This is a genomic window from Hyphomicrobium methylovorum (genome assembly GCF_013626205.1).
GTDB lineage: Bacteria > Pseudomonadota > Alphaproteobacteria > Rhizobiales > Hyphomicrobiaceae > Hyphomicrobium_B > Hyphomicrobium_B methylovorum.
In genome coordinates this window covers 2,187,758-2,212,898 of the sequence record NZ_QHJE01000001.1, presented here as the reverse complement: position 1 = coordinate 2,212,898, position 25,141 = coordinate 2,187,758, and the positions used below count along the sequence as shown (strand labels likewise).

The following is a 25,141-nucleotide window of genomic DNA, read 5'->3' as shown; positions in this document are numbered from 1 at the left end:
ATTGTTACGCCTGCGTTGCATCCGAGACGATGGCGGTGGACTTGTTGAACGTCGGCACCGGCTTGAACTCGTTCGTAATGACGTCAAGCGGCAGACCCAGCGCTTCCTTCAGAACGCGTTCGCCTGTGTCCTCATCGATGAGTACGGCGTCACCGTCGTGGATCAGAAACCCAGTGAGAGCGCAGCGGATTGGCTCATCCAATTCTTCGTCTCGCTCCGGTTCGCCGTAACCAGCGAAGTTCACCCATGCGTCTGCCGCCGCTTCGTATGCATCATCCAAAGCGATCAGATTAGCGTCACCGCTAGCTGCGATCGCAGGTGTCTCGGCGTCGATACCGGCGTCTTCACAAGCAGAAATCAGAGCTTTGTAAGCAATCTCCGCGGCTTGGAAGACCTTTGCCGCTTCTCTTCGCCCGCTGATGTCGTGGAGGTTCGCAATGAACTGAGCGCGTTGTTCTGGTGTCATGAAGATGTTTCCCTTCTGTTTCGGTTGAAAATTCAACACGGCGAACTCACCAAACAATCGCATCGCCTCTCGGTCGTACGCTGCGGCTGCGGCCTCTGCGGTCGCAAACGTGCCAATTTTTGTGTAATGGGGACCACATCGGATCGAGGCGAGCCACGTCCCTCGGTCTTTCCTGAAGCAGACGCCCTTAAACCCGCTTGCGTTGTTCGACGCGAGTTGGCGATTGCGGGCGTTCTGTGAAGGAGTGGCTAAGCGAAGATTGTTTCGGCGATTGTTAAGTGTATCGCCGTCCCGGTGATCGACGACAAAATCTCCACGATCACCAAAAATGACATGGTGCAGATAGAGTTTTTTAGACCGCCCCAATCCTGTGCTTTGACCTCTGAATACATACTTCTTACCGCTACGACTAATACGGACAGACCAGTTCCATCCCTCCACGAGGTGCCTATCGGCAGCATCGATGACTGCATAACCATGCGCACCGAGATCAACGAGTACGTCATTCCCCTTGCAATCAATGGCGCGAACGTTCGTTTTCCATGTGCGCTTACTCAGCATGCCACATCCCTGCTTCATCGCCCCACGCATCCCAGCCTTTACGGTTGGTGCGCGAGAAGATCTCGACCCGGCGCGCGCCTGGCATAAGTTGCTCAGCGGCGCGGAATGCTTCTTCTGGTTTTTGCGAATGACCGCGGGCTCGGCCCATGACGACTGACCGGACACCACGCGTGGTCTCGGGATTCCCGCGCGTTCCGATCAGAAATGGTTCGTGCGCGTTGCGCAGAACGTAACCCGTTCCGAACCCAAGCTTGTTGTTGACCGTCGTTTTTACCCAGACGCCACTGGTCTTGAATTCAAAGCCCCAGGCAGTCAGGACGTCGATCTGCATGTCGAGCATCGGAGCTGTCGCCCAGAGCCAGAGCAAGCAGTCTGCCTTTGCTAACCCGGCGACAGGCAGCGCCTTGATGTCGTCAAGCGTCATAGTGCGATAGTGCGCCTGCGCTGACTTCTCTTCGCCCTTCTCGGAATACAGTTCGAAGCGCCATGGCGGGTCAGCCATGATGAGATCGTACGACCCGGCCTCGAAGTCTCCCCACGGCCAATACCCGCGCATCTCTGCCTCGGTGAAAAGCAGGTTCATCAGCTTGGCTCCGCAATGCGCTCAGCGATATCGAGCAGCACCAGATATCCAAGCAGATCCTTGGCAACGTCCTCACCGGCGCGTTCTCCACGCACGAGACGGCTGATCTTGTCGTCGAGACGGACTCGGATTTGCTCAGCAGGGTCCGCGCTCGAAAACACGCGGACGGGATCCAGAGCGGAATTCCCGTAGGCCTCGTTCTTCGCAATCAGCATCGCGCGGATGCCCGCCAACGAACGATCCAGTTCGGCTGCAAAGCTGAATGTTTCTGCTGGTGACTTCAAGATGCGGACTCCTTGATCACGATGGGTGTTTGTTGATTTCCATCCGGCCCGTAGGAGACAATTCCGAGCATCGAGCGCACCATTTCGATTGGCACTGAGAGATGGCGCGAGATCGAACGGTCCGACCAACCGCGGATGCGTAGCGCGCGGACACGCTCACCGAACGGTGGCTCATTGCGAGGCGGCGCAAACCGATCACCCTTCATGCGCTCACCCGATGCGGTATTGGCAGAACGACAACACTGGCGATTGCAGGCGGAAGCGGTTCGAACGACTGTCCGTCCGGTCCGCACGGTCCGCCGGACTCACGAAGCGGCTGAGCGAGCTTCGGACGGTCCGACACGTGGTCCCGGTGTAGTCCGCACATAACCGGCAAGACCGCGATGCAATGGGCGCATTCCGCGCATGGACGTTTGACGCTCATTGCAGCGTCGACCCCGGCTCGTTGCGAGCGCGCATGACAGAAAGCTGCTCTGAGATGATCTCAGCGATCGCATCACCGACACCTTGGGCGTCGATCTTGTCTGCTACACCGATCTCCGCCGCGATCCCGGCGAGCATGTGACCCACGAACATCGTCAAGGCGACGAGCGCCGTTTGCGGATCCATCTCACGGACACTTACAAGCCATTCGTCAGTGGACTTGACGAAGCTCGCTGCTGTTGAGGCTTTGAGATCGTCCCATTCCTTGTCGCTGATCGCCTTCACGCCTTTGCCCTCGCCTGCTTTGCCGCTTCAAGTTGCTGTTCAACCCAAGTCCTGACTCGCTTCACAGCGTCATGCGCGTGCTCGGTCATCTTCAGCTTGGCCAACCGCTTGAGATCACCAGCGAGGATCTGCAGCTTGAGTTCATCCTCGGCCGCACACACGAAACCTGCCGTCTGGGGAACGAACAGATCCGGCTCGGGCGAGATCGGCGGCAGGTGGCGCTCCACGCGCGCCCTGACTTGCGCCTCGAAGCCGTTGTCGATCAGCGCTTCGATCTGGGCATCAAACGCGTCCAGCAGACGGTTTCTCGGATCGTCACGATCTTCGGGCTCGGAACGCGGACGAGCAGCGAGTGCGGTAGTGCTCATGCGACCTCCTTCGCGCCAGCGACGGCTGGCGACATCCAAACGAATTCAACTCGGGTGACTGTGGGCCATTGCGCCCTGCAGGCGGCTAGGACATCGGCCTCGTAGGTTTTCCGAACCCAGTCGCGCACCATGCGGGTCGGCGCCGTGCAGATCGCGAAGCCGTCGGTGGATACGGCGAAACGCAGCTTGGAAAACCAAGCGCCGAACTTGGCAGGGCCGTGACGCTCGAGAAGGCGATCTCGAACCCCCTTCCCTTCCAAATCAAAATTTGAATCTTCGCTTGGCGCGCGCTCGCGCGCCTCTTCACTTGTACGGTTTCTAGTACGGTCTTCCTTATGCCCGGACACCTGTTGTCCGGGGGGCCCGGACATAGCTGTGTCCGGGGGGGAGCGGTCATTTTGACCGGTGGGGGCCCGGTCATTTTGTCCGGTGGGGGCGCTGTCCCGCACACGGCTTTTGCGCGCCTTCGTTCGTTCGAGATACCAGTCGCCAAAACCGACGATTTCGATCTCATCCTCGATGCGCGCGCCGGCGCAATCAAACCGCGGCGTCCGCTTGATGAACGGCGTGCCGGTGAGAGTGGGTTCTCCTGTCTCTGGGTCCTTGGTTAGGCCGGAGAGCGCGTCCAACTGGCGGCGCAACGTACGGACGGAAATCCGACCGGACTCAAACGCAATCTGCTCCTGTGGAAGCACGCAGCGAAAGCTATCGTTGAACGTGTTTTCGCCGATCACGTACATGATGAGCCGCGCCGCCGCGCTTTCGACGTCGCCCAATTCCATCGTTTTGACAAAGGCGAGAGCTTCGACCGACACGTGTTTTCTTCCCCGGCGCTTGGCGCAAAAGATCCCCGTGCGGAGAAATTGACCTCTCCGCGCACAATTCAGAACGGCTTGGAACTCAGCCCGACGCGTCTCGCAGACAGCGAGACGGAACAACGACACGGCGGCGGCAGGCTGCCCCAGAACCTACCGCCGTACGCAACGCAACTGACGCAACAAGCCCTCGAACGCGATTACGCGACGCGCGTGGACGGCATGACAAAATCGGACCCATTTATCGGTGTCGGACGCATTTGGACTCTACCGTCCACCTTCAAATGATTGGCTTTTCTGCCGATGGCCGCAGACGTCCGCACAGGAGGCGTGACCGTCCCGGACTCGACCATGTACGCGTCCGGACGCACCCGGACTCGTGCGGCCTTGACCAAATCAGCAGGCAAAATGCGAATAACAACTGGCCTCTTCGGCGGAGATTCTCCGCGTGCGGCGTACCAGTCGGCCATCTGGCGACGGAACCGCTCCCATTTCGCGCCACCCAGTCGTGGCCGATCCCAGAGGACACCGGGCAGTTGATAGAGCAGCTCGCGAAGTGCCTTCGCCTCGATCGGGAAGTAATTCTCTTCGCGACAGAAAACTTGATACTGGAGATCAAGTTCGCCGACCCAGATGTAATCCGTATATTCGTTCGCTCGCATCCAAGCGGCGAAACGCTCTGCCGCAACAGCAGGCTGCAACGGCCGGGACAGGCGCGTATCGAAGACAAGCTTACGCGGCACGCCTTGCGGTGGATCTATATGATCCGGCAGCGCCGGAATCTGCACCGAAGGCAACGCGGCAACGCGCGTTGTTTCCTCTTCGCGTGGCGACGAAAGTCGCTCGGGCTTTGCACGACGCTCAAATTGCCCAACGCGCCGTAATGCGTACGCGATCTGCGGCCACAGGCGACCACCGACCACGCCAAAGCCCCACGCCGCAGTCGCGGCGAGGATGGCAGGCGTCGATGTCAGCGCGTCGTACATGACGGATCCCTTCCGTGCCACAGACACGGCTATTGACGGATGCCATCGACTGCCGTTCCTTGCGTCAGCAACGGGAGAAAGCGATGGAACGCGAACTCGAAGACTTAAGACGCACAGTCGCGGAACTTGAACGCAAGGTCAGACATCTCGAAGCCCAGGTCACCGAACTGGACACGACCGTTCGTAATCTTAAGGTTCAGCGTTGACCTCGCGCCCACAAATGAACGCCTCCACCACACGAGCCCGCGCGAGAACCTGATCGGTATCTTCACCGCCGCCGGATAGGCCATAGCGCAGCGCGATTTCCAGCGCGTCGCGACGGCGAAGCTCAGCCTGGTCGTATCTCGGCATGCTGTGCGGGTAAGGTGCGTCCGCAGTGTCTTGGTCCTGATCTTTGCTCATCTTTGCCCTCGTGTTCTTGTCACTTTGAATCTGAAGCTCCTGCCGCCGATGGTCTTGGCGAACCATCGGCGGACCGGGAGAAAGACCAACGCAGCACATCCTCAAACCGGCGGCTGATCGCCGGGACGCAAAGCTACCAGGAGAACTTCATCGTCGAATCCTTCAGACTGCGGACGGCCATGAACGCAAAAGTCGAAAGGAAACGACGCCAATGACCGACACTGATTGGGCCGCTAGAGTTAAGAAACTCGAAGATGAAGTTGCCGATTTAAAACAACGCTTGTATGCGATCGAATGCGCAAACAGAGACGCTAAGGCGCGACAATCTCGGAACCGCTAAGATACTTTCTTACGTGTTCGGCCATGGCTTCGTAATCAGACCAAGGCTGCCCGCAATTTACGCAGGAAAGCGCGAGAAGCAGAGCGTCTCGGCGCCGTGCTTCTTGCTCGCGGTATGCCGGATCACGAGCCAAGAAAGGGAGATGCCCAGAAACATCTTCGGTGTTGGATGGCGATCCCGTCGGCAGTGCATCGTCCTTCATTCCCTCTTCCCTTTCTCTAAGCTGCTACGCGTGCTGATGATATGCGTTCAGGCTACTCGCTCCGTACGCGTAGCATTTGCAACGTGATGGCCTCGTTTGGATTTCTGCCGCAATCGGTCGTCAAAGACGCATTGGTCGATTTCGAAACCTCGTTCTTTGGCTTCGCGGTCCAACCGAAAGTGCCAACCTGGCGGGATGTGACCACGGTCAATCCAATTACAGACTGCCGGAGCACCGATCCCAGCCCACTCAGCCATACCGCTCGGCCCCCCAAAGGCCCGGACGACATCAGGAATAGTCGTGAGTTTTTCCAACTTAGCCATGCAGCGCATTTTATTCACCAATCGTGAATATTGTCAAGCGAGTGATTTGCGAATAGATTCTTGCCCACCCGACGTGTCTAATTGTCGGATGGTGAAGAACTGGGATGGGACAGGCTTGGATGCTATCGGGCGACGCTTAGCGCTTACCCGTCAGGTACTCGGCCTTCAGCAAAACGAGTTTTGCGAGCGCGCCAAGATCGCTGCGAATACTTACAATCAATACGAAAAAGGGAAAAAGCGGCCGAGCGTCGAAAACGCCATTCGCTTGTGCGAAGCATACCACCTGACGCTAGATTGGATTTTCCGTGGAGATCCATCTGGCCTACGCTACGAGACTGCTGACGCTATTAAAGCTGCCCGTGCCGCCCGGGCTTCTGAGGCTAACAACTAGTCTCGAAAGAAGCAAATAAAAAGAACATTAAGTGAACATAGAACGCATTGAAGCGCGTCGCCAAATGCCCGCTTTCGAGACTCGGCAACGTTTGGCAGCCCGGAGTCTGGATAGTCGCAGAAGGCGCGGTTGATGGTGGAAATATATGGACCGGATGCGGCTACGGCCGGGCGGCCAAGCTACCGACCCGTAGAAACCAATGCATCTAGCAGTTCGATTGTGCATTCCAAGAACTTGACGTCATCTGGCGGTGGTGGTTCGGGGAGCGTCAGCAGAATGTCCATCCCCTTCGGCACTCGGTTTAAACCGATCTGAATTTTGTTTTGCATAGCGCTAGTGAAGAATTTCATTGTGGCGTCCCCATCGCTGCCACCACAAAAACCATTTGGGTTGTCACAGGGGACCGATTTGTCGGGCGCAAATTCATTTCCGCTTCGCACGTAGGCCTTATCAATCTTTGCCAAGGCGCCCTTGTTGAGTTCAGGGTCGGTCCAGTCAACTAGACCCATTTTGAAGAACAAGCCGACACCGCCTTTGCCGACTTTCATAATATTTATTGTACCACTGACGCCGCTGAGTTCGCCGCTTCGATAGATGTGATCCAGGAAAACTCCAGAATACTCTAGTCCACATCCGGTCAACTCTCCGCCCGCTCTGATTTCCACTGGCTTAACTTCGGCTTTCAAGAAATCGGCTGAATGCGCGTTCGCGCTTAAGGCTTGCGCCGCAATCAGAAGCGCGCTCGCTGCGACGAATTTCATGAATAGTGCCCCCGGCCCATTTGAACGCAGGCTTTGCTCCCATCCGTCCAAAGTCAACGATCGCCTGATCTGATCCACGTTCTTCTGGGGCCACCCCACTCAGCTTAGACGTCGCGACATGATCAAGAAATAAACTTCACTATTTGTGAATTTTATTGATTGACATATTCACCAATAGTGAATTATTTTCTAAATCACCAGACGCGTTTACCTGACTCTAGACGGTCGGCAGCTGCAACGGTCAACGGGGGGATTTTTCATCATGCAAAAGCGCGAACCACTTCCAGACTTCGGCCAAGAGCTGAAGCCAACCTCAAACATCCTTGCACTGACGTTGAATAGCCTACGAACCTACGTGGGCTCCGTGCAGCCGCCAGATATGACCGGTATCTGCACATTCGTGATCCATCACGCGGTCGAAACTATGCGACGCGCCGGGCTTCACGACGTAGCGCGGCAAGTTCTCGCCGACGAAATCCGTGATCTCGATCTCGCACGCCGGCACTCATCCAAAACACCGACGACGTTGCGCCTGGTCTCCCGTCCAGAAGCCTCCTGACGTCTCTGATTCATCGATTGGCGGCGGGAGATTACGCGCGCCTGTAGAGCGGAGGCTCCGGCTTTCATGCCCGTCGGAGTCTCCGCTCGTTGGAAACAGATGAGCCGAAAACGTATTTCAAGAATGGATCACAGATGGGTCTGTTGCCTCCGCCACCATACGGTTCACTGCTGAAGCAAGGTGGACCGCGCCCCAAGCACAAGAATTCGAAAGTGCAGGCCGAACGGCCGGGAATGTCCCCAGCGCATTTGGACTTCATCCGAAAACTGCCGTGCTGCATTTGCGGCAAGTCACCCGGCGGCCAAGCCCATCATTTGAAAACCGCTGAGAAGCGAGGCGTCGGTCAGAAAGTCACCGATCAGTGGACAGTACCTCTCTGTCACGACGACCACATCAACGGGGTTGAGCGCGTCGGATCGCGCAATGAGGTTTCCTGGTTCAATAAACGCGGCATCAACTGCCTCTGGCTTGCCTCCGCACTCTGGAAAGCCACCGGCGACCTAAAGCAAATGCGGAAAATTCTGCGGGCGCACGTGACGACGGAAGGGCCGATAAAATGATGGCCGCCATTTGGTCGCTTATCTGTGAGCACCCCTTGTGGATAGGGGGGATCGTTCTCATCGCCATATGTTTCATTGCTGACTATTTTTTCGAGAAAACGCCGTGGAGGTGGAAATGAGCACCTCAGCCGCAGCAGCAGTGACGACAATCCTGAACAAGGCAATGAGTCATGTCTGAGCTATCAATGCAGCATCAACAAGCATCCGCTGAACTGCGCCGAGGGCGCCGCACACGACTTCAGTGGAGCACCCAGGAAGTCGCCAAACTCCGGGCGCTGCACGCACACCCGGATATGCGATTTATCGATATCGCCAAGAGGCTTAATCGCTCAACGAAAAGCGTGGCGCTAAAGAGCTGGAAAATTGGACTGCGGAAACGGCTGACCGTGAACTCGACCAGTTCAAAGCGCCTGTTTGAAATAGTATGGAGCGAGCGCAACAAACGAGTGCTTCGGCAAACGTATCTAGAATACGAGGCTAAGGCGATAGGCGAGCGGTTAAATCGATCGGCCAAGGCAGTCTATACGATGGCAAAGAAGCTCGGCTTGAGAAAGCGCCGACCAATCCATGTTTGGAAGCCAAGCGAATACGCCTTTCTCGCAGAGCTTTCAACGCTCGAAGCAGCCTTGAAAATTAGATGCAGTCGCCAGGCGGTTGCCAACAAACGCAGAGAAATGCGTGGTCTGAAGCGCGCGACAAAATCATATCGCGAGTATCTTTTGCAGACAAAAAAGAACGGCGCTTCGGAGCGTAGATGCAATGGTTGAAAATGCGCCGGCACCGGACTTCGCGCTGACTGATGACGTTCGCATCCCGCTGCACTCATTGCAGGCGGACATTGGATGGCACGTCCGAATGCGCTTTACAATGAAACTGGCTGACGGTGTCGAAGCGGGTGACGCCGGCACGGCTCGCAGCACAGCGGTAAAGGACGGCGGGGAATAGGTATGGCAGCACGCGCGACTCGCCTTGCAAACCTGCCGGCAAGCCTGCCACCGCGAGGTTTGTCGCGCGAGGAATCTGCGACGTACATTGGTGTCAGCCCGGTAAAATTCGATGCGATGGTACAGGACGGGCGCATGCCAAAGGCCAAACAGATCGACGGCCGACGAGTGTGGGACCGCCTCAGGCTTGACTCTCACTTTGCAGCGTTGCCCGATACTGACGGCCGCGACGACGGGGACGATAGATGGAGCAATCTCGCGGTGTGATTGGAGCCGCTATGCTGACCATAAAGCTGCGCCACATCCTCGAAGACACCGACAGGCACGGCAATGTGCGGGTTTACTTCCGCAAGCGCGGCCAGCGGATGGTGCGCATGCGCGATCCAATCGGCAGTCCAGAGTTTATGGCGCAGTATCAGAAACTGATGTCGGGAGAAATCGAAGCGCCGCCGGTTGCCCAAATCTCAAGGCCGTTGCCCGGTACATGGCGCGCCCTATGCGTTGGCTATTTCGCGAGCAGCCAATTTCGCCGCCTGGACGACTACACGCAAGCTCGCCGCCGCGGGGTCCTTGAAGGGACTTTCACCGAACCGCTTGCACCGGGATCCAAAGATCATTTCGGAGAAATGCCGGTCCAGAGATTCGGTAGCAAGGCGGTCCGTGTTTTGCGCGACCGCAAGATAGAATTTCCAGAAGCTGCAAACATGCGGTTGAAGGCCATACGACAGGTCTTCAAGTGGGCGATCGACGACGAGGTCTCAGGCGTCAAAAATAACCCAGCGCGAGATGTCGACTATTTTCGCTCCGCTACCGATGGGTTTCACTCGTGGACGATCGAGGAAGTCGAACAATACGAAGCCCACCATCCAGTAGGTACGCGTGCGCGGCTTGCGCTCGCCTTGATGATGTATCTCGGCGTTCGCCGGTCTGACGTTGTCCTATTAGGACGACAGCACGTCAGAGACGGATGGCTGAACTTCACGGCGACGAAAGGCCGGAAGCGGAGCCCGACACGCCTATCGCTGCCAATCTTGTCGGAGCTTCAGGAAATCATCGACGCGACAGAGTGCGGCCATCTCGCATTCCTTGTTACCGAATTCGGGAAGCCGTTCACTGCGAACGGCTTTGGCAACCGCTTCAAGAAATGGTGCGTGGAAGCGGGCCTTCCACATTGCTCGGCGCACGGCCTTCGAAAGGCTGGAGCGGTGATCGCGGCCGAGAATGGCGCGACCGATCATCAGCTCATGGCTATCTTCGGCTGGAAGACGATCAAGGAGGCCCAGCGCTACACCAAAGCGGCACGTCAGAAGGTTCTGGCTGGCTCAGGAATGCCGCTACTTCGCAGAGCGAAACGCGAACAAAAGTGACTCACTTTTTTCGCGGATTCCGCGATGTGCGACAGAAACCGAGTTTTTTGTTTGTAAATTCAATGGCGAAAAAATAACTGGTGCCCAGGGCCGGAATTGAACCAGCGACACTGCGATTTTCAGTCGCATGCTCTACCAACTGAGCTACCTGGGCTTGCCTCCGCGGCGGCATCAAGCCCAAGCGAAGTCCGGCCCTTATAGGGGGGCAGTTGACGCGATGCAAGCGCCTAGAGAGCGCTGCCCCGCGGCTAGTTTTCACCCTCCTCCGAAGGCTCGTTCGGGCGCTGCGGCAACTCCCCCGTATCGTCGTCGTCGGCGCGCCCGCTCACGCGATAGCTGCCGCTAAACCAGCGCCCCAGATCGATATCCGCGCAGTGCCTGGAGCAAAAAGGGCGATAGGCCTCAACCGCAGGCTTTCCGCAGATTGGGCACTTGAGCGGCTTACCGCTTCCCGCTGGCGATGGGGAGGACACGACCCTCGCTCCTCACTGTCGATCGACTTCGGCGGCCCGAACCCAGTTGTACTGGATGGGAAATTTTTCGGAATTGAGCAGCCCCACAACTTCCGTCAGCGGCAGACCAACCACATTCGTGTACGACCCGACGATCCGCTGCACAAAGCACGATGCGAGCCCCTGGATGGCGTATCCGCCCGCCTTGCCGCGCCACTCGCGCGACGCGATGTACGATTCAAGCTCCGCCCGGCTGATGTAGCGAAACCGAACACGGGTATCGACGATCTTCGTGCGGATTCTATCGTCCGGCGTGATGAGGCAGACGCAGGTCTGCACTTTATGCGTCCGGCCCGAAAGAAGCTGAAGCGACGCCATCGCTTCCTCAATGTGCGCAGGCTTCATCAGGATTTTGCGGCCCATCGCAACGACGGTGTCGGCGGCGATGATGTAGGAATCGGCCAACTCGCGGTCGTTCGCAATCTGGTTGCGCGCCACTTCAGCTTTCGCACGCGCCAATCGTGAGACGAGCGCCCTCGGCATCTCGCCACGCTTCGCGCTTTCGTCGATCGATGCGGGGCGGAGCGCGTCAGGCGTTACCCCGACCTGCGCGAGAAGCGTAACCCGGCGAGGGCTGGCGCTGGCAAGCACAAGACGCGGCCGCTCGATCTCGGTCTTGGACCCGGCACGCTCGCGCGCCAGAGACCGGCGAAGCGTTTCACGGCTGGGCGCATCAGAGCGCGCAAAGGCCGGAAGGAAAGTACTTTTGAGCGACGCCATCTTGATCCGCCTGAAGCCGGGCTCGAAGCACCTCGGCAAGGGTTAAATCGCGCGGACAATGGCGAACCGACGGCCGCTTTGCAAGGCCCGTACACGTTGCAGATAACCGCAAAACAGGCCATGAGTAGGGCCCGAATTGGCGAGCTTGATGGCAACAATGGCATGAAGTCCGATTTGACAGCCCTCCTCGCGAAAACGCCGCTGTTCGCCGGCCTGGATGAAACCAATCGAAAAGCGGTTGCCGATGAGCTCCGCGAAGCCACCTTCGAGACCGGCCAAGTCATCTTTTCTCGCGGCGATACCGGCGCTGACTTGCATATCGTCACCAAAGGGCGCGTTCGCTTGTCCGTTCTGACAGCAGACGGGCGCGAACTGTCCTTCGCACACGTCGAAGCGCCATCCATATTCGGCGAACTAGCGATTTTCGATGGCCGACCGCGCTCCGCCGACGCAACCGCCGTCAATCGCGTCGAAACGCTGATGCTGTCGAAGTCGGCATTCATGCGGCTACTGGCTTCTCACCCGCCGATCGGCGAAGCCGCCATCCGCTTTCTCGCCGGACGCCTTCGCGATGCGGACGAGCAGCTCGAAGCGATCGCACTGCACCCAATCGAAGCCCGGCTCGCGCGCTTCTTCCTCGCCTCAGTCCGGCAGAAAGACCCAAGCGGGAAAGCCGAGAAGATTTCGCTGCCTTTGCCCATTTCACAGAGTGAGCTGGCACTCCTCGTCGGCGCCAGCCGACCAAAGGTCAACGCGGCACTCGGCCTGCTCGAAGCAGAAGGCGCAATCGAACGGCGCGGCCAGCAGGTCATTTGCAATCTGCCGCAACTGAGTGCCATCGGCCGCCTCGACGACAAAGAGTAACCCGGCAAACCAACTCATCTGCGGCCTGAGCCGGACCCCATGAAACTGACGCGCGCCGAACAAACCAACGCTGCGGAGTCGAGACCTTCGAACTGGCTCGCACGGTTGACCGGGCTAGTGCGGCCGCTGCGGAATGCGTTCCGCTTCATCGCCGAGATCGGCATCAAGGATTATCCACCCGACAGCCAGCGACGCCTGAAGATCGTCAACGTTTTCTCCTCGCTGGTCGTCATCACGACGTTTGTTTACGCGATCCAGCTTTGGATGTCGGGCGACGAGGCGATGATGCCGGTCGTGCTGTTGAACCTTGGCCTCGCGCTCGTCGTCTCGCTCGTGCCGCTCATGCACCGGTTCAGCGATATTGCCGGAGGCCTCCTCCTCGTCGTCGCGGAATTCACAGCGCTGATCGGCTTTACCGCCTACTTCGGCCGTCTCGGAGGTGCGCCGCTGCAATACGTCGTGGCGGCGGCGGCACCGTTCGTTATTTTCGAAGCGCGCCGCTTCTGGCTCGTCTTCGCCATCGTCACGAGCGCACTCGCGCTGCATCTCATCGCGTGGTTCTCCTTCCCGATGGAAGTCGCCCGATTGGCCGCCGACCAGAAGATCATCGACTCGCTCTACGTGCAGGGGGCCATCACCACGTTTGGGCTCATCTCAGCCTGCGTCTACTATGCGTTCAGCCTCGTCGAACGCGCGAAGGCGGAAACGGAAACGGTGCTCCGCAACGTGCTGCCCGACGAAATCGTCGAACGGCTGAAGGCCGCGCCCGGCAACACCATCGCAGACGGTTTCGCGGATGCTTCCGTTCTATTCGCAGATATCACTGGCTTCGTTCGCCTGGCTCGGGAGCTTGGACCCGAACGGACGGTCGCTCTGCTCAATCGACTGGTCTGCGCCTTCGATGACCTCGCTGAAATTCACGGCGTCGAAAAGATCAAGACGATTGGCGATGCCTACATGGTCGCTTCAGGCGTTCCGGTACGCACCCCCAACCACGCTCAATCTCTGGCCGCAATGGCTCTCGACATCGTCGCGACGTTGGAAGCCATCAGTGCCGAGGAGAATATCGCCATCGGCGTGCGCATCGGCATGGCGTCTGGACCGATGATGGCAGGCGTCATCGGCAAGAACAAATTCAGCTACGATGTGTGGGGCGATCCCGTGAACCTTGCGAGCCGCCTCGAACAGGCAAGCAGCCCCGGCCGCATTACTGTTTGCCCTGGCTGCTATGACGCGCTAAAGGAAACGTTCGTTCTCGAGCCGAGAGGCGAAATCGAGATCAAGGGCGTCGGCATGCAGAACGCATGGTTCCTCAACGGACGACGCCCGGAAATCAGCCCTTCCAATGCAATGAGCAAACGAGCGTAAAAAGCCGTCGCGACGTATCTTCGTCGATGACGATCTTCGGCAACAGCTTGTCACGCAAGAGCACGCTGCCCTCGTCGTGCAGCGCACGGCGGCTGACGTCGATCGCTTGGATCCGCGCGGGCGGCGCCGTGCGCACCGCCTCGTAATACGACTCGCAGATCATGAAATAGTCTTTCATCAGCCGCTTGAGCGGCGTCAGCGCAATCGCGTGCTCAACGGTCTCCGCATCCGCTGACTCGGCCGCAATCGTAAGCACTAGCCGGTCCTCAGCGATGCTGAGGTGCAGCTTGTACGGGCCCGCATCGATCCCATCGACGCGGAATGCGTTCCCGTCGAGAATATCGAAGATCGCAACTTCGCGTTCGTGCTCGGCATTGGCATTCGCCCGGCCGAGCGACTTCGTATCGAGCGTAATCTCGGCCAGCCGGTCACGGCTCTTCTCGGACGATGTCGCGGATTCGCCCATTACCTCAGCTCGTTTTCGCCAAACGGAGTTCGACAGAACGGCGGTGGCCGTCGAGGCCTTCAGCGTGCGCCAGAACCATCGCAGCCGGCCCCACCTCGGTCAGCGCTTTCCTGTCGAGCTTCAGAAGTGACGTGCGCTTCATGAAATCGAGCACACCGAGACCCGACGAGAACCGGGCGCTACGCGCAGTCGGCAGAACATGGTTCGAACCCGAAACGTAATCGCCAATAACCTCCGGCGTCATCCGCCCGATGAAAATAGCGCCCGCATTCCGAATACGTTGCGAAAGCTCATCCGCGTTATGCGTCGCAATCTCGAGATGCTCAGCAGCGATACGATCCGCAAGCGGCGGCGCCTCATCGAGCGAACGCAGAATGATCGTAGCTCCGAAGCGGTTCCAGCTTTCTCCCGCGATAACGCCGCGCGGAAGTTCCTGCAGTTGCCGCATGACCGCAGCCTCGACAGCCGCCGCGAAATCCGCGTCGTCCGTCATCAGGATCGACTGCGCCGCGAAATCATGCTCGGCCTGCGCAAGCAAATCGGATGCGATCCAATCCGGATCGTTGTCGCGATCGGCAATCACCAAAACTTCCGACGGTCCGGCAATGGAATCGATTCCGACCGTACCGAAAACCTGGCGCTTCGCTGCCGCGACATAAGCATTGCCCGGACCAACAATCTTGACGACGGGCTGAATGGACTCCGTGCCGTAAGCGAGCGCGGCAACCGCCTGTGCGCCGCCGATGCGATAAATCTCGCTGACACCCGCAATCTTCGCCGCCGCGAGAACCAGCGGGTTCAAATCTCCACCCGGCGACGGCACAACCATGACGATGCGCGGAACACCCGCAACCTTTGCAGGCACGGCATTCATCAGAACGGAGCTCGGGTACGACGCCAGCCCGCCCGGAACATAGAGCCCGGCGGATTCCACCGCCGTCCAGCGATGACCGAGTTCAACACCAGCGTCGTCGCGATACATCTCATTTTCGGGAAGCTGGCGCTGGTGATGATCCCAGATGCGCTGATGCGCAAAGCGCAACGCATCGAGCGTCTCAGCCGAGCAACCGCGAACCGCCGCGTCGATTTCTTCACCGCGAACCGCAAACCCGTCTTGCGAAAGGTCGAGCCGGTCAAACTTCAACGTGAGTTCGGCAAGCGCGGCATCGCCACGGGTCCGCACATCCGTAACGATCGCCCGCACGGCATCGTCCACGTCCACGGAAACTTCGCGCTTCACGCCAAGTAACGCCGTAAAACGCTTCTCAAAATTTGGGTCGGTGCTGTTCAGCCGCAACGGCATCTGCAAGGTCCTTGAGAGTCCCGAAGTCTGAAGGGGGTCAGCCCGCGTCCTCGGGATGCTCTGGCGTGCTCTTCGTAGCCCAGACCGCTCCGAGATCTTTCAATTCAGCCTCGATGCATTCAACACTAAGCCGAATGGCCGCCCCGCCAGAAAAAGTCAACGTGACATCACCTTCCGGCGCGTCCTCGCCGCCCGTCCGATTGAACGTAATCGAAAGCAATGCCAGCACGGCGCGCGGGTCGTTAAGACTGATACCTTGGACGCGGGCGCCAATGACGCGCTCGAAACGAAGAGCAGCGCGCCGCCGCTGAGCTTCTGCCGCCGAACCACCTTTTCCGGCTGGAATACCGCTCGTCCAGTCGAAGCGGTTCGCAATCGCGGCGAAGCGTCGTTCCTTCGGTAAATATGCCATTTCGCCGACGCGCAGAACGGCGTCCTGCAAATGCGCCGAAACAATGCCGAGGTCTTCCGCATCGAGGGCGATGAGTTTCAGTTCGGCCATTGGTCCTGGAAATCTCCCCGGATGCACTTGCGGTCGATCATTCGGCCCGCCGAGTGTTATCGGGGACGAACGTGTGGCGCAACCGCCCGGGTTCCGCTGAAGTTATTTCCGCCTAAAGAGATTAGCCCGAAGTCAGCCGCTCGATGTCCGCTCCGCACCGGCTGAGCTTCTGTTCAAGCTGCTCGAAACCGCGGTCGAGATGGTAAACCCGGTTGATGACCGTGTCGCCCTCGCCCGCCAATCCCGCGATGACGAGCGAGACAGACGCCCGGAGATCCGTCGCCATGACAGGCGCACCCTTCAGCGTCTTCACACCACGGATCGTCGCCGTATCGCCGTGAAGCTGAATATCCGCTCCGAGACGAGCCAATTCTTGCACATGCATGAAACGGTTTTCGAAAATCGTCTCGCGGATGACGCTCGTACCGTCGGCAAGCGACAGCAGCGCCATGAGTTGTGCCTGCAGATCGGTTGGAAACCCGGGAAATGGCTCCGTCTCGATCGACACCGGCGCAATCCCGTTGCCGTTGCGAACGACGCGAATACCGCTATCGGTCGCCGTCACCTGAGCCCCCGTCTGGGCCAGAACATCAAACGCCGACTGAACGTCCGCGATCCGCGCGCCCTCCAGCGTCACGTCACCTCCCGTCGCCGCGACGGCCATCGCAAACGTTCCGGCTTCGATGCGGTCGGGAAGAACCGTATGGACAGTGCCTTCGAGCCGGTCGCGCCCCTGCACGCGCAGCGTCGACGTGCCGATGCCCTCGACTTTCGCACCCATCTTGGAAAGACACATCGCGACGTCGCCGATCTCCGGCTCGCGCGCGGCGTTCTCGATCACGGTCTCTCCCTTCGCCAGGGCAGCCGCGAGGAGCACGTTATGCGTTGCGCCGACAGACACCTTCGGAAACACGACCCGCGCCCCGCGCAGTCCGCCTTTGGGTGCCTTTGCGATCACGTAACCTGCATCGATATCAATTTCGGCACCCAGCGCCTTGAGCCCTGTCAGATGCAGATCGACGGGACGTGTACCAATGGCGCACCCGCCGGGCAGCGACACCTTCGCTTGCCCCATGCGCGCAAGCAGCGGCCCGAGGACCCAAAAACTGGCGCGCATCCGCGAAACCAATTCATAGGGCGCCGTCAGATCGACGATCTCGCGAGCCGTCAAATGAAACGTCTCGCCCAGATGCATCGCAGGCCCAGGACGCTTCCCGTCAACTGCCAGATCAACACCGTGATTGCGCAGAATGCGCACCAGCAGATTGACGTCTGCCAGGTTGGGCACGTTCTTCAGGGTCAGACGGTCTTCGGTCAGAAGGCTCGAGATCAGCAGCGGCAGCGCGGCGTTCTTGGCCCCCGAAATCGGAATAGTCCCATTCAGAGGACGGCCACCGGTAATTCTGATTCGATCCATGCGTGCCGTCGCCCTCAATCCGAAGCAATGTAACGTCGCCGCCGCGGGATTCGCGTGCGCCCCAGATCGGGTTTAGCGACTGCATCAGTGCCGTCGCAAGCGCTTTTGCCAACGACCCACCGCCACCGCGGCACTTGCTCCGACGCTAGTTCGCTCCGAATTATGGAATTGGCCCGCATTACTCCTGGGTCTGGCCGTCCTGATTAGCGGCTTCCGAACTCTCGTCCGCGTCGCCCGCCCCCTTCGCAGCAGCCTTCCGCCGCTTCAGATTCGCGCGCAAAACGTCCGCCAGCCGCCGCTCGCGAAGCTCCTTCACGGAGAGCTGCGGCGCTTTCGTCTTCCCTGCCGGATCTGCCATCGATTTTGTCCAATTATCGCGATGCCGACGGTGCAAAACCGTCGCGACGGCAAACTTGGCTTTGCACCTTGCCCGGCGTCAAGCCTTGTGGCAGTGTCCGCCCGCTTCGGGAAGCTTGAGCCTACGCGTCGAGAATTTCGGCGCGTTTCGTCATTTCTTGTTGCCATTTACTCGGGCGCGCATTCGCGCTGCCCCGGGCTGCCGTAGCTCAGTGGTAGAGCACTCCCTTGGTAAGGGAGAGGTCGAGAGTTCAATCCCCTCCGGCAGCACCAGTTTTTTTTCAAACACGATCTGAATTGCGGCGCTCCAATTGGCGGGCGCATCGCGAACGCTGCCTGACGTGCGCAGACCTGAGCGATGTCATGCCGAACCAACGCCGAGGATTGAGCGGAACGAGTCGTCTTCGCCCCGCTCAATCTCGTTATTTCTTCCGCGGATCGTCTCTCGGATTGACGTAGATGAGATCGAACGGCCCAACGGCCACGACTTAAATGATCGACTCCTCATCATCGTTCACACGTAATGCGGGTGGTCTGCTGGCAATAACAGCAACGATCGGCCCCAAGAATTTTGCCTTTTTCCCTTTCGACCGTCTCGCCCATGCCGCTTCCCATAGAGCCGGTCAAAACCGTGACGGATTCAAAAACAGGATGGGTGTGCGGCGGCACAACATAATGAGGCGGGAATTTCGCTCGGGTAATAAACAATCCGGGCTTATCGCCATCGCGCAACTCTCAGACAAATCGAATTTCAGGCCCGCCTCCAATAAATAGCCTGTTATGCGGCCGTGACGGAGATTGGCGCGGAAAGCGCCCGAAAACCGATGGATTCGGCGCCCCAACGGCTTGTCCCGTCAGGATAAAATGAGATAGCGACCAGGGAACGATTTCTCTCGCTGCGGGTAAGCCCCTGACAACAATTGCACATTTTATGGGCAGTTATTGTTTCGGCGATGATATTTACGAGTCGATGGTCGCAAACCAACCAGCGATTCAGCCCTATCTTCGCCATGCAACAGGTGTTAGAGAGGCGCACCTCAGAGTTGAGGCGATCTTACGACTGACAGGATAGATTTATGTCGATAGGCACGGTTAAATTTTACAACGCGGATAAAGGTTACGGCTTCATCGCCCCCGATGACGGAGGCAATGATGTCTTCGTGCACGTATCGGCACTGCAGCGCGCTGGCCTCTCTGGTCTCAAAGAGAACCAGAAGGTTGAGTTCGAAACGGAAGTGGATCGCCGCTCCGGCAAGACCGCCGTTAGCACCATTCGTCCGGCCTAAGCTGGATTCGTCTAGCGCGTCCTGTTTTTTTGATAGGACTCTTCGCGCTGACATTAATACCATCCGGGCTCGTCTTAAATGACGAGTCCGGATTCTTCTCCGCCGAATACCTTAGCTATGTAGCGCTACGCTCTCGCATAGCGCCCCGCTAGTCGGTACTCCGTTCGCCGAACGTCGAGAACGCTGCTCTCTCCTCCACCCTCACGCGTTAGAAGATCTACTCCCTGCGATCTCACATCATCGCGTGCAATCGCGCACGCATTTGTCATCTCGGCAGTAGCAACCAGACTGCGCGAATTAATCCGCACTCAGATCAATCTCTCACGCATCTCAAGCTCGTGCGAAAAGCCCGCAAACAGAAATTAGAATAAATATAGTTTTAGAATACACGCTGACTTATCCCAATGCGGCAACTTTTTGTTGCAGCATGGCCACGCAAGGCGCTGGAAACACAGCCTAAGGACCATTTTGCGTCGCCATTGTGGACTGTGCCGGTACAGTAAAAGCCACTTCGCGAACATCGCTCAGAAATTTTAGTGCCGGGGGGCCAAACTAATGAAATCGTTCAGTAAGCGTCCTAATTCGTTGCGTAGCCAAATTGCGCGGCCGCACGTTGTTAGGTCCGAACTGCGTCTCACCACCAGTGCCATAGCCGCCGCTTGCGTCGCCGCAACGTTCTCTGCCTCGGCATTTGCGCAAGAAGCGCAAGAACAGCAGGATCCCGCAGCAAACCTCCCCGAAGTCAGCGTGATTTCGCAATCCGCGACGGCAAAAACGAAAAAGAAAAAAAAGGTCGCGAAGACGTCGCCAGCGGTAGCCAACCCGCAGCCCGTGTATCAACCAGCGCCCGAACCGACGAACAACCTCACGACGGACGCAAGCGCAAATCCCTACGCCAATCCAGATGCGCCCTATATGGTTGAACGCTCCGGATCGACCAAATTCACGCAGCCTCTCGTTGATACGCCGCGCACCATTACAGCGGTTCCGAAAGAGGTGCTGCAAGATAAACAAGTCACCACCATTCGCGAACTCGCGCGCCAGACACCCGGCGTGACGATTGGCTTTGCTGAAGGCGGCAACGCGTTTGGCGACGCAATTGCGATCCGTGGCTTCAACGCCCGCAACGACATCTTCGTCGACGGCGTGCGCGACCCCGGCAATACCGCACGCGAAGCCTTCGCGATCGAGCAGGTCGAAATCTACAAAGGCCCGAGCGGATCCGTCGGCGGCCGTGGAACACCGGGCGGCGCCATCAACATCATCACGAAGAAGCCGAACCTGAGCGGCTCGTTCTATGAATCCGAAACGACCGTTGGCACCGACAAAACGGTTCGCCAGACGTTCGACATCAATCAGGTTGTAACGCCGGACTTCGGCTTCCGCGCCAACGTGCTTTACAATACCAACGAAGTCGCCGGACGCGATTTCGTCGAAGACGAGCGTTGGGGCGGACTATTCTCCGTTACAGCCAAACCGACGAAAGACGTCCAGGTTACGCTCGATTATTATCGGTTGCGGACCGACGGCCTGCCCGATTGGGGCGTGCCGGTCAGCAGGACCGCCAAGGTCCCGTTCACCGAACTCGGGCTCGATCGCAGCACCTGGTATGGCAACCTTTCGCGCGACTTCACGCGCAATGAATCCGATGTCGGAACCTCAACCATCGTCGCGAAGCTTGCCGATAATATCAAGCTGACCAACATCACGCGCTTCGGCACAAACACGTCCGCTTATGTGGCCTCTGCGCCGCGCCCGGGAGCCGGTCAGCCGACTGCTTCGGACATGATCAACATCACGAATCCCAATCGGTATCAGTCGACGACGTCTGTATCGAACCACACGGATGTCGAATGGAAGTTCAACACGGGCTTCCTCCAGCACACGGTCGTCGCGGGTCTCGAATACTCTCAGGACACCATCGCACGCGCATCTTATGCGCTGACGACGACGACGCAGAACATCTATAACCCCAATCCATTCCGCACCGGGTTCACCGTCGGTCCGCGCTCAAAAACATACGACGCAACGATCGAGGATTTTGGCGCCTATATCGAAGACACGGTAAAGATCGGCGATCAGTGGATCGTCAATGGCGGCATCCGCGTCGATGATTTCTCACGCGATCAGGTCGGCGGCCCGACGCAGCCGGCAAATACCGCATACCGTCAGGATACGCTGGTCAACTGGCACACGGGCATTGTCTATAAGCCGATCCCGATTGCCAGCATCTACGCTGCGTATGCGACGGCTGAGAGCCCGATCGGTGGCGATCTCGATTCAACTGGCGTCACCTATAACGGCCTCAGCGCTGCGACGCTGCCGTTGAAGCCTGAAGAAACGACAGGCATCGAAGTCGGCACCAAGTGGGAATTGTTCGATCGTCGCTTGCTCGCGACGGCCGCATTGTTCCAGACGACAAAGGACAAAGCCCGCACCAACGCCAGCACAATGGTCGACGGCGTCGCTGTCGACGGCAACGCCGGTAAATATCGCGTGCAGGGCATCGAACTGAGCGTAGCTGGCAACATCACCGATCGCTGGAGCGTTTACGGCGGCATCGTTCTGATGGACACCGAAGTCTTGCGCTCGAACGATCCATCCGAAGTGGGACGGCGATTGGCGAACATTCCACTTACGCAGTTCGCGCTGCTGTCGAGCTATCAGCTCACAGACAAGCTTCGCGTTGGCGGCCAGGCAATTTACAACGGCGATATCGTCAGCGGCTTCTTCGCAGCGAACCAGTTCGGCTACCATACGAATCCGTATTGGCGCTTCGACGCTTTCGCCGACCTCAAGATCACCGACAATCTCTCGCTTGAAATCAACGGCGTGAATCTCACGGACGAACTCTATTACGACGCGCTGTATCAGGCAGAGAACTCGTTCGCGTATGTCGCTCCCGGCCGCTCTGGTTACCTGACGGTCAAGTGGAAGTACTAGAATTCCCAATTGCAGCCGTTGCCGCTGGCAGCGGCTGCAATATTGAGTAAGTTTGGCGGGATGCCATATGCCTCCTGACCCGCGGACGTCTTCACCGCCGACGCGGGTTTCGCCATTCGTATAAAGGTTGATTATGCTTATCTGTATTCCAGAGGTGCTCAGCAAAGACGAAGTCGCTTCGTTCCGCAAAGTCATGGATGCGCAGAATTGGGAGGACGGCCGCACGACAGCTGGCACCCAATCGGCCACCGTGAAAAACAACCAGCAGCTGCCTCAGAATTCCGATGCTGCGCGGGCACTCGGCGATAAAATCCTGGAAGCCCTCTCGAAGAACTCGCTATTCATTTCTGCGGCGCTGCCCCAACGCATTTTTCCGCCGCTGTTTAATCGCTACGGCATTGGCCAGGATTTCGGCATCCACGTCGACAGCGCCATTCGTGGCATTCCCGGAACGCCGGTCCGCATCCGCACCGATCTTTCATGCACCCTCTTCCTCGCTGAACCAGATGAGTACGATGGCGGAGAGCTCGTCGTCGAAGATTACTACGGCACGCACGAGGTGAAGCTGCCTGCGGGAGATCTGGTGCTCTATCCGTCGACGAGCTTGCATAAAGTCACCGGCGTCACGAGGGGCGCACGCGTCGCGTCGTTCTTCTGGCTGCAAAGTATGATCCGCGAGGATTCGCATCGCTCGCTGCTGTTTGACCTCGATCAGTCGATCCAGGAACTCGCAGCGGAAAAAGGCGTCGAAGATCCGACGTGCGTTCGCCTAAGCGGCATCTATCACAATCTCATTCGCACCTGGGCGGAAACCTAAAGCGCGTCGAGAAATCCCGCGCATCGATGAGCTAAACGATCTGCGCGCCATCAGACTTCGTCGCGAGCGCTTCTCGCAAAATGTCGAAGGCCTTCTGAAGCTGTGTCCGATTACGCGCGGCACCAAGCGCCAATCGGATCGCGCTCGGCGGCGTTCCTGACGTCGCAAAAACGTCGCCCGTCACAACGGCGAGCCCATGCTTCTGCAATTGCCCCGCGAAACGGTTGCTCGATCGTCCATCCGGCAACGAGAGCCAGATGTGGGGACCGTTGGGATGGCCCTGGAAATCGTAGCCCGCGAGAGCTTCACGCGCGAGCGCCTGGCGCGCCGTCACTTCGGCAGAAACGGCGCCGATGATCGCGTCGGCCGTGCCGTCTCGCAACCAGCGCACCGAAATCGCCGTCACCAGCGGCATCGACATCTGGATTGTCGCGCGCAGTGTTTCTGCAAGAGCAGCAGCACTCGCGCGATCTGGCGTTACGACCAGTGACGTCCGCAGCCCCGGCGAAATGCACTTCGAAAGGCTCGCAGCGAGATAAGAGCACTCAGGGATCAACGACGTCAGCGGCACCACGCCAGGCACCAGAAATCCGTAAGGATCATCCTCGATCAGCGTCAGATCGTGCTTGCGGATAATCTTCGCAATGCGTTGACGACGCTGTAACGGCATCGTCGCCGTCGTCGGATTGTGCACCGTCGGCATGAGATAGACGACGCGCGCACGATGTTCGCGGCAAGCGGCGTCCAGCGCCTCCGGCTTCATGCCGTGCTCATCCATCTCGACGCCAATCAAACGTAGTCCAAGCGCAGCGGCAGCCGCTTTGAAACCGGGATACGTGAGATCTTCGGTGAAAACGGCTGAGCCTCGCGGCGTCAAGATCAGCAGCAGAGCGAAGAGCGCCGCCTGCGTTCCCGGCGCAATAATGAGCTGCTCACCTTTGCAATCTGGCACGAAGTTGCGCAGCCATTCGGCCGCTTGATGCCGCTCCGCTGCAGCTCCACCCGCAGGATGATAGCTGAGATAAGAATCGACCGTCGCTTCGGTGCGGAACTCGCCGATCACCTTCGCCAGCCGACCACCGAAATCCACGCCGAGCGGCTGCGGTGGAATATTCATCGAAAGATCGATGCTGGGCGATACCGATTGTCGAGCAGGAACGCTGCTGCCTCGTACAACGGTGCCGCGACCGACCCTCGCGTCCGTCAGTCCGAGGTGGCGCGCCTGATTATACGCCCGAGTAACGGTCGTCAGATCGACACCCAGCGCCTCAGCGAGCTTGCGATGCGTCGGCAGCTTCTGCCCTTGGTGCAGAACCCCCGTCGCAATGTCATCAGACAGCGCCCCGACAATCCGCAGATAAAGCGGGCCGGTCCGTCCAGAAATTGTAGGTATCCAATCCATACAAGCGTGTCACTAGGCGCGTTGCAATGCCATACAATTCTCTTTAGATCTTCCATGCAGACAATGCAATGGAAACGCCGAGGACAAGTCATGATGGACTCTGAGCCAACCCTGAAGACCGCCATGAAGCGCGGCGCGATGTGCAAATGCCCGAACTGCGGAGAGGGTCGTCTCTTCCGTAAGTTCCTGAAGGTCGTCGACAACTGCGAAGTGTGCGGCGAAGAATTGTATCACCACCGCGCAGACGATCTCCCGGCGTACATCAACATGTCGATCGTGGGTCATATCGTGATCGGTGGCATGCTGTGGCTGGAGATGGCATACCATCCGCCGTTCTGGGTGCATTCCGTCATCTGGTTCCCGTTGACGCTGATCCTGAGCTTGGCGATGCTTCAGCCGATCAAAGGCACCATCGTCGGCATGCAATGGAAGAACGGCATGCACGGCTTCTCAACCCGCAGGGGACTGGCGAAGCCGAGCGACGTGCGCGCCGCCCCATCAACCACCCGTTCAGCACCCCTCTCAGCGATCATCTAATCGCGGAGACCGCCTGAGTCGGAGGAA

At 58.5% G+C, this 25,141-nt stretch carries 30 protein-coding genes and 2 tRNA genes; 13 read left to right on the top strand and 19 right to left on the bottom strand.

The features are described 5' to 3' along the window. Nucleotides 1–4 precede the first annotated feature (4 nt). From DLM45_RS10720 to DLM45_RS10680, 9 genes are all read right to left on the bottom strand, one after another. Complete coding sequence (locus DLM45_RS10720) at nucleotides 5–1,027, bottom strand: HNH endonuclease (RefSeq protein ID WP_181337101.1); 1,023 nt, start codon at nucleotides 1,025–1,027, stop codon at nucleotides 5–7. Continuing rightward, on the bottom strand, nucleotides 1,017–1,610 hold the full coding sequence (locus DLM45_RS10715; RefSeq protein ID WP_246317322.1) for an MT-A70 family methyltransferase: 594 nt from the start codon (nucleotides 1,608–1,610) through the stop codon (nucleotides 1,017–1,019). The genes DLM45_RS10720 and DLM45_RS10715 overlap by 11 nt, the downstream gene beginning before the upstream one ends. Further along, nucleotides 1,610–1,894 carry a hypothetical protein gene (locus DLM45_RS10710; protein ID WP_181337100.1) on the bottom strand — a complete coding sequence of 95 codons (285 nt, stop codon included), beginning with the start codon at nucleotides 1,892–1,894 and terminating at the stop codon, nucleotides 1,610–1,612. The genes DLM45_RS10715 and DLM45_RS10710 overlap by 1 nt, the downstream gene beginning before the upstream one ends. Continuing rightward, a complete protein-coding gene (locus tag DLM45_RS10705) occupies nucleotides 1,891–2,100 on the bottom strand; it encodes a hypothetical protein (RefSeq protein ID WP_181337099.1) in 210 nt (69 codons plus the stop codon). Before DLM45_RS10705 ends, DLM45_RS10710 begins: the two co-directional genes overlap by 4 nt. Before the next feature lie 214 nt (nucleotides 2,101–2,314). Then, nucleotides 2,315–2,602, bottom strand: a complete 288-nt coding sequence (locus tag DLM45_RS10700) for a hypothetical protein (protein WP_181337098.1) — start codon at nucleotides 2,600–2,602, stop codon at nucleotides 2,315–2,317. Then, nucleotides 2,599–2,970: a hypothetical protein gene (locus DLM45_RS10695; protein WP_181337097.1), complete on the bottom strand. Its 372-nt coding sequence runs from the start codon at nucleotides 2,968–2,970 to the stop codon at nucleotides 2,599–2,601. Before DLM45_RS10695 ends, DLM45_RS10700 begins: the two co-directional genes overlap by 4 nt. Further along, the gene (locus DLM45_RS16685) at nucleotides 2,967–3,785 is read right to left on the bottom strand and encodes a DnaA N-terminal domain-containing protein (protein WP_181337096.1); all 819 of its coding nucleotides are present in this window, start codon (nucleotides 3,783–3,785) and stop codon (nucleotides 2,967–2,969) included. Before DLM45_RS16685 ends, DLM45_RS10695 begins: the two co-directional genes overlap by 4 nt. 200 nt (nucleotides 3,786–3,985) lie before the next feature. Further along, nucleotides 3,986–4,771, bottom strand: a complete 786-nt coding sequence (locus tag DLM45_RS10685; protein WP_181337095.1) for a hypothetical protein — start codon at nucleotides 4,769–4,771, stop codon at nucleotides 3,986–3,988. 189 nt (nucleotides 4,772–4,960) lie between these two features. Continuing rightward, a complete protein-coding gene (locus tag DLM45_RS10680; RefSeq protein ID WP_181337094.1) occupies nucleotides 4,961–5,173 on the bottom strand; it encodes a hypothetical protein in 213 nt (70 codons plus the stop codon). 842 nt (nucleotides 5,174–6,015) lie between these two features. On the opposite strand from DLM45_RS10680, the gene DLM45_RS10675 reads away from it, so the two are divergent. Beyond that, nucleotides 6,016–6,429 carry a helix-turn-helix domain-containing protein gene (locus DLM45_RS10675; protein WP_181337093.1) on the top strand — a complete coding sequence of 138 codons (414 nt, stop codon included), beginning with the start codon at nucleotides 6,016–6,018 and terminating at the stop codon, nucleotides 6,427–6,429. A gap of 179 nt (nucleotides 6,430–6,608) precedes the next feature. Here the strand turns inward: DLM45_RS10675 and DLM45_RS10670 are convergent, their stop codons facing one another. After that, a complete protein-coding gene (locus tag DLM45_RS10670) occupies nucleotides 6,609–7,190 on the bottom strand; it encodes a hypothetical protein (RefSeq protein ID WP_181337092.1) in 582 nt (193 codons plus the stop codon). A gap of 262 nt (nucleotides 7,191–7,452) precedes the next feature. Between DLM45_RS10670 and DLM45_RS10665 the strand changes: the two genes are divergently transcribed. The 5 genes from DLM45_RS10665 (at nucleotide 7,453) to DLM45_RS10645 (ending at nucleotide 10,620) form a co-directional block, all read left to right on the top strand. Then, on the top strand, nucleotides 7,453–7,749 hold the full coding sequence (locus DLM45_RS10665) for a hypothetical protein (RefSeq protein ID WP_181337091.1): 297 nt from the start codon (nucleotides 7,453–7,455) through the stop codon (nucleotides 7,747–7,749). Nucleotides 7,750–7,838: 89 nt separating this feature from the next. Then, the gene (locus DLM45_RS10660; protein WP_181337090.1) at nucleotides 7,839–8,309 is read left to right on the top strand and encodes a DUF968 domain-containing protein; all 471 of its coding nucleotides are present in this window, start codon (nucleotides 7,839–7,841) and stop codon (nucleotides 8,307–8,309) included. Between the two features lie 170 nt (nucleotides 8,310–8,479). Then, on the top strand, nucleotides 8,480–9,076 hold the full coding sequence (locus tag DLM45_RS10655) for a hypothetical protein (protein WP_181337089.1): 597 nt from the start codon (nucleotides 8,480–8,482) through the stop codon (nucleotides 9,074–9,076). Then, complete coding sequence (locus DLM45_RS10650) at nucleotides 9,069–9,254, top strand: hypothetical protein (protein WP_181337088.1); 186 nt, start codon at nucleotides 9,069–9,071, stop codon at nucleotides 9,252–9,254. Before DLM45_RS10655 ends, DLM45_RS10650 begins: the two co-directional genes overlap by 8 nt. A gap of 277 nt (nucleotides 9,255–9,531) precedes the next feature. Continuing rightward, nucleotides 9,532–10,620, top strand: coding sequence for a tyrosine-type recombinase/integrase (locus tag DLM45_RS10645; protein WP_181337087.1), 1,089 nt, complete (start codon nucleotides 9,532–9,534; stop codon nucleotides 10,618–10,620). Nucleotides 10,621–10,698: 78 nt separating this feature from the next. Here DLM45_RS10645 and DLM45_RS10640 read toward each other — a convergent pair. From DLM45_RS10640 to DLM45_RS10630, 3 genes are all read right to left on the bottom strand, one after another. After that, nucleotides 10,699–10,774 (bottom strand) — tRNA-Phe (locus tag DLM45_RS10640). Nucleotides 10,775–10,868: 94 nt separating this feature from the next. After that, nucleotides 10,869–11,093, bottom strand: a complete 225-nt coding sequence (locus tag DLM45_RS10635; protein ID WP_181337086.1) for a DNA gyrase inhibitor YacG — start codon at nucleotides 11,091–11,093, stop codon at nucleotides 10,869–10,871. 12 nt (nucleotides 11,094–11,105) lie between these two features. Continuing rightward, a complete protein-coding gene (locus DLM45_RS10630; RefSeq protein ID WP_246317318.1) occupies nucleotides 11,106–11,852 on the bottom strand; it encodes a Maf family nucleotide pyrophosphatase in 747 nt (248 codons plus the stop codon). 120 nt (nucleotides 11,853–11,972) lie between these two features. Here DLM45_RS10630 and DLM45_RS10625 point away from each other — a divergent pair, with 120 nt between their 5' ends. Both DLM45_RS10625 and DLM45_RS10620 read left to right on the top strand, forming a co-directional pair. Further along, nucleotides 11,973–12,716, top strand: a complete 744-nt coding sequence (locus DLM45_RS10625) for a Crp/Fnr family transcriptional regulator (protein ID WP_246317306.1) — start codon at nucleotides 11,973–11,975, stop codon at nucleotides 12,714–12,716. A gap of 39 nt (nucleotides 12,717–12,755) precedes the next feature. Further along, a complete protein-coding gene (locus tag DLM45_RS10620; protein ID WP_181337085.1) occupies nucleotides 12,756–14,084 on the top strand; it encodes an adenylate/guanylate cyclase domain-containing protein in 1,329 nt (442 codons plus the stop codon). Here the strand turns inward: DLM45_RS10620 and DLM45_RS10615 are convergent. The 5 genes from DLM45_RS10615 to DLM45_RS10595 form a co-directional block, all read right to left on the bottom strand. After that, nucleotides 14,050–14,550: a UPF0262 family protein gene (locus tag DLM45_RS10615; RefSeq protein ID WP_181337084.1), complete on the bottom strand. Its 501-nt coding sequence runs from the start codon at nucleotides 14,548–14,550 to the stop codon at nucleotides 14,050–14,052. The two genes, DLM45_RS10620 and DLM45_RS10615, sit on opposite strands and share 35 nt — an antisense overlap. 4 nt (nucleotides 14,551–14,554) lie before the next feature. Further along, on the bottom strand, nucleotides 14,555–15,853 hold the full coding sequence (gene hisD, locus DLM45_RS10610; protein ID WP_181337083.1) for a histidinol dehydrogenase: 1,299 nt from the start codon (nucleotides 15,851–15,853) through the stop codon (nucleotides 14,555–14,557). 37 nt (nucleotides 15,854–15,890) lie between these two features. Further along, nucleotides 15,891–16,355, bottom strand: a complete 465-nt coding sequence (locus DLM45_RS10605) for a DUF2948 family protein (protein WP_181337082.1) — start codon at nucleotides 16,353–16,355, stop codon at nucleotides 15,891–15,893. Nucleotides 16,356–16,476: 121 nt separating this feature from the next. Then, nucleotides 16,477–17,772 carry a UDP-N-acetylglucosamine 1-carboxyvinyltransferase gene (gene murA / locus DLM45_RS10600; RefSeq protein ID WP_181337081.1) on the bottom strand — a complete coding sequence of 432 codons (1,296 nt, stop codon included), beginning with the start codon at nucleotides 17,770–17,772 and terminating at the stop codon, nucleotides 16,477–16,479. A gap of 178 nt (nucleotides 17,773–17,950) precedes the next feature. Further along, nucleotides 17,951–18,130: a hypothetical protein gene (locus DLM45_RS10595; protein ID WP_181337080.1), complete on the bottom strand. Its 180-nt coding sequence runs from the start codon at nucleotides 18,128–18,130 to the stop codon at nucleotides 17,951–17,953. Between the two features lie 197 nt (nucleotides 18,131–18,327). Here DLM45_RS10595 and DLM45_RS10590 point away from each other — a divergent pair. The 4 genes from DLM45_RS10590 to DLM45_RS10575 all read left to right on the top strand — a co-directional run bounded on the left by DLM45_RS10590 (nucleotide 18,328) and on the right by DLM45_RS10575 (nucleotide 23,175). Then, nucleotides 18,328–18,402: transfer RNA gene (locus DLM45_RS10590), tRNA-Thr, on the top strand. Nucleotides 18,403–19,205: 803 nt separating this feature from the next. Further along, nucleotides 19,206–19,415 (top strand): cold-shock protein, encoded by a 210-nt coding sequence (locus tag DLM45_RS10585; protein WP_181337079.1) that lies wholly within the window; start codon nucleotides 19,206–19,208, stop codon nucleotides 19,413–19,415. 555 nt (nucleotides 19,416–19,970) lie between these two features. Further along, nucleotides 19,971–22,358 (top strand): TonB-dependent receptor, encoded by a 2,388-nt coding sequence (locus DLM45_RS10580; protein ID WP_181337078.1) that lies wholly within the window; start codon nucleotides 19,971–19,973, stop codon nucleotides 22,356–22,358. A 133-nt stretch (nucleotides 22,359–22,491) separates the two neighbouring features. Next, nucleotides 22,492–23,175, top strand: a complete 684-nt coding sequence (locus DLM45_RS10575) for a Fe2+-dependent dioxygenase (protein WP_181337077.1) — start codon at nucleotides 22,492–22,494, stop codon at nucleotides 23,173–23,175. Nucleotides 23,176–23,206: 31 nt separating this feature from the next. On the opposite strand, the gene DLM45_RS10570 is transcribed toward DLM45_RS10575, so the two are convergent. Then, nucleotides 23,207–24,577: an aminotransferase-like domain-containing protein gene (locus DLM45_RS10570; RefSeq protein WP_181337076.1), complete on the bottom strand. Its 1,371-nt coding sequence runs from the start codon at nucleotides 24,575–24,577 to the stop codon at nucleotides 23,207–23,209. A 54-nt stretch (nucleotides 24,578–24,631) separates the two neighbouring features. Here DLM45_RS10570 and DLM45_RS10565 point away from each other — a divergent pair, with 54 nt between their 5' ends. Further along, complete coding sequence (locus DLM45_RS10565; RefSeq protein ID WP_181337075.1) at nucleotides 24,632–25,114, top strand: DUF983 domain-containing protein; 483 nt, start codon at nucleotides 24,632–24,634, stop codon at nucleotides 25,112–25,114. Nucleotides 25,115–25,141 lie beyond the last annotated feature (27 nt).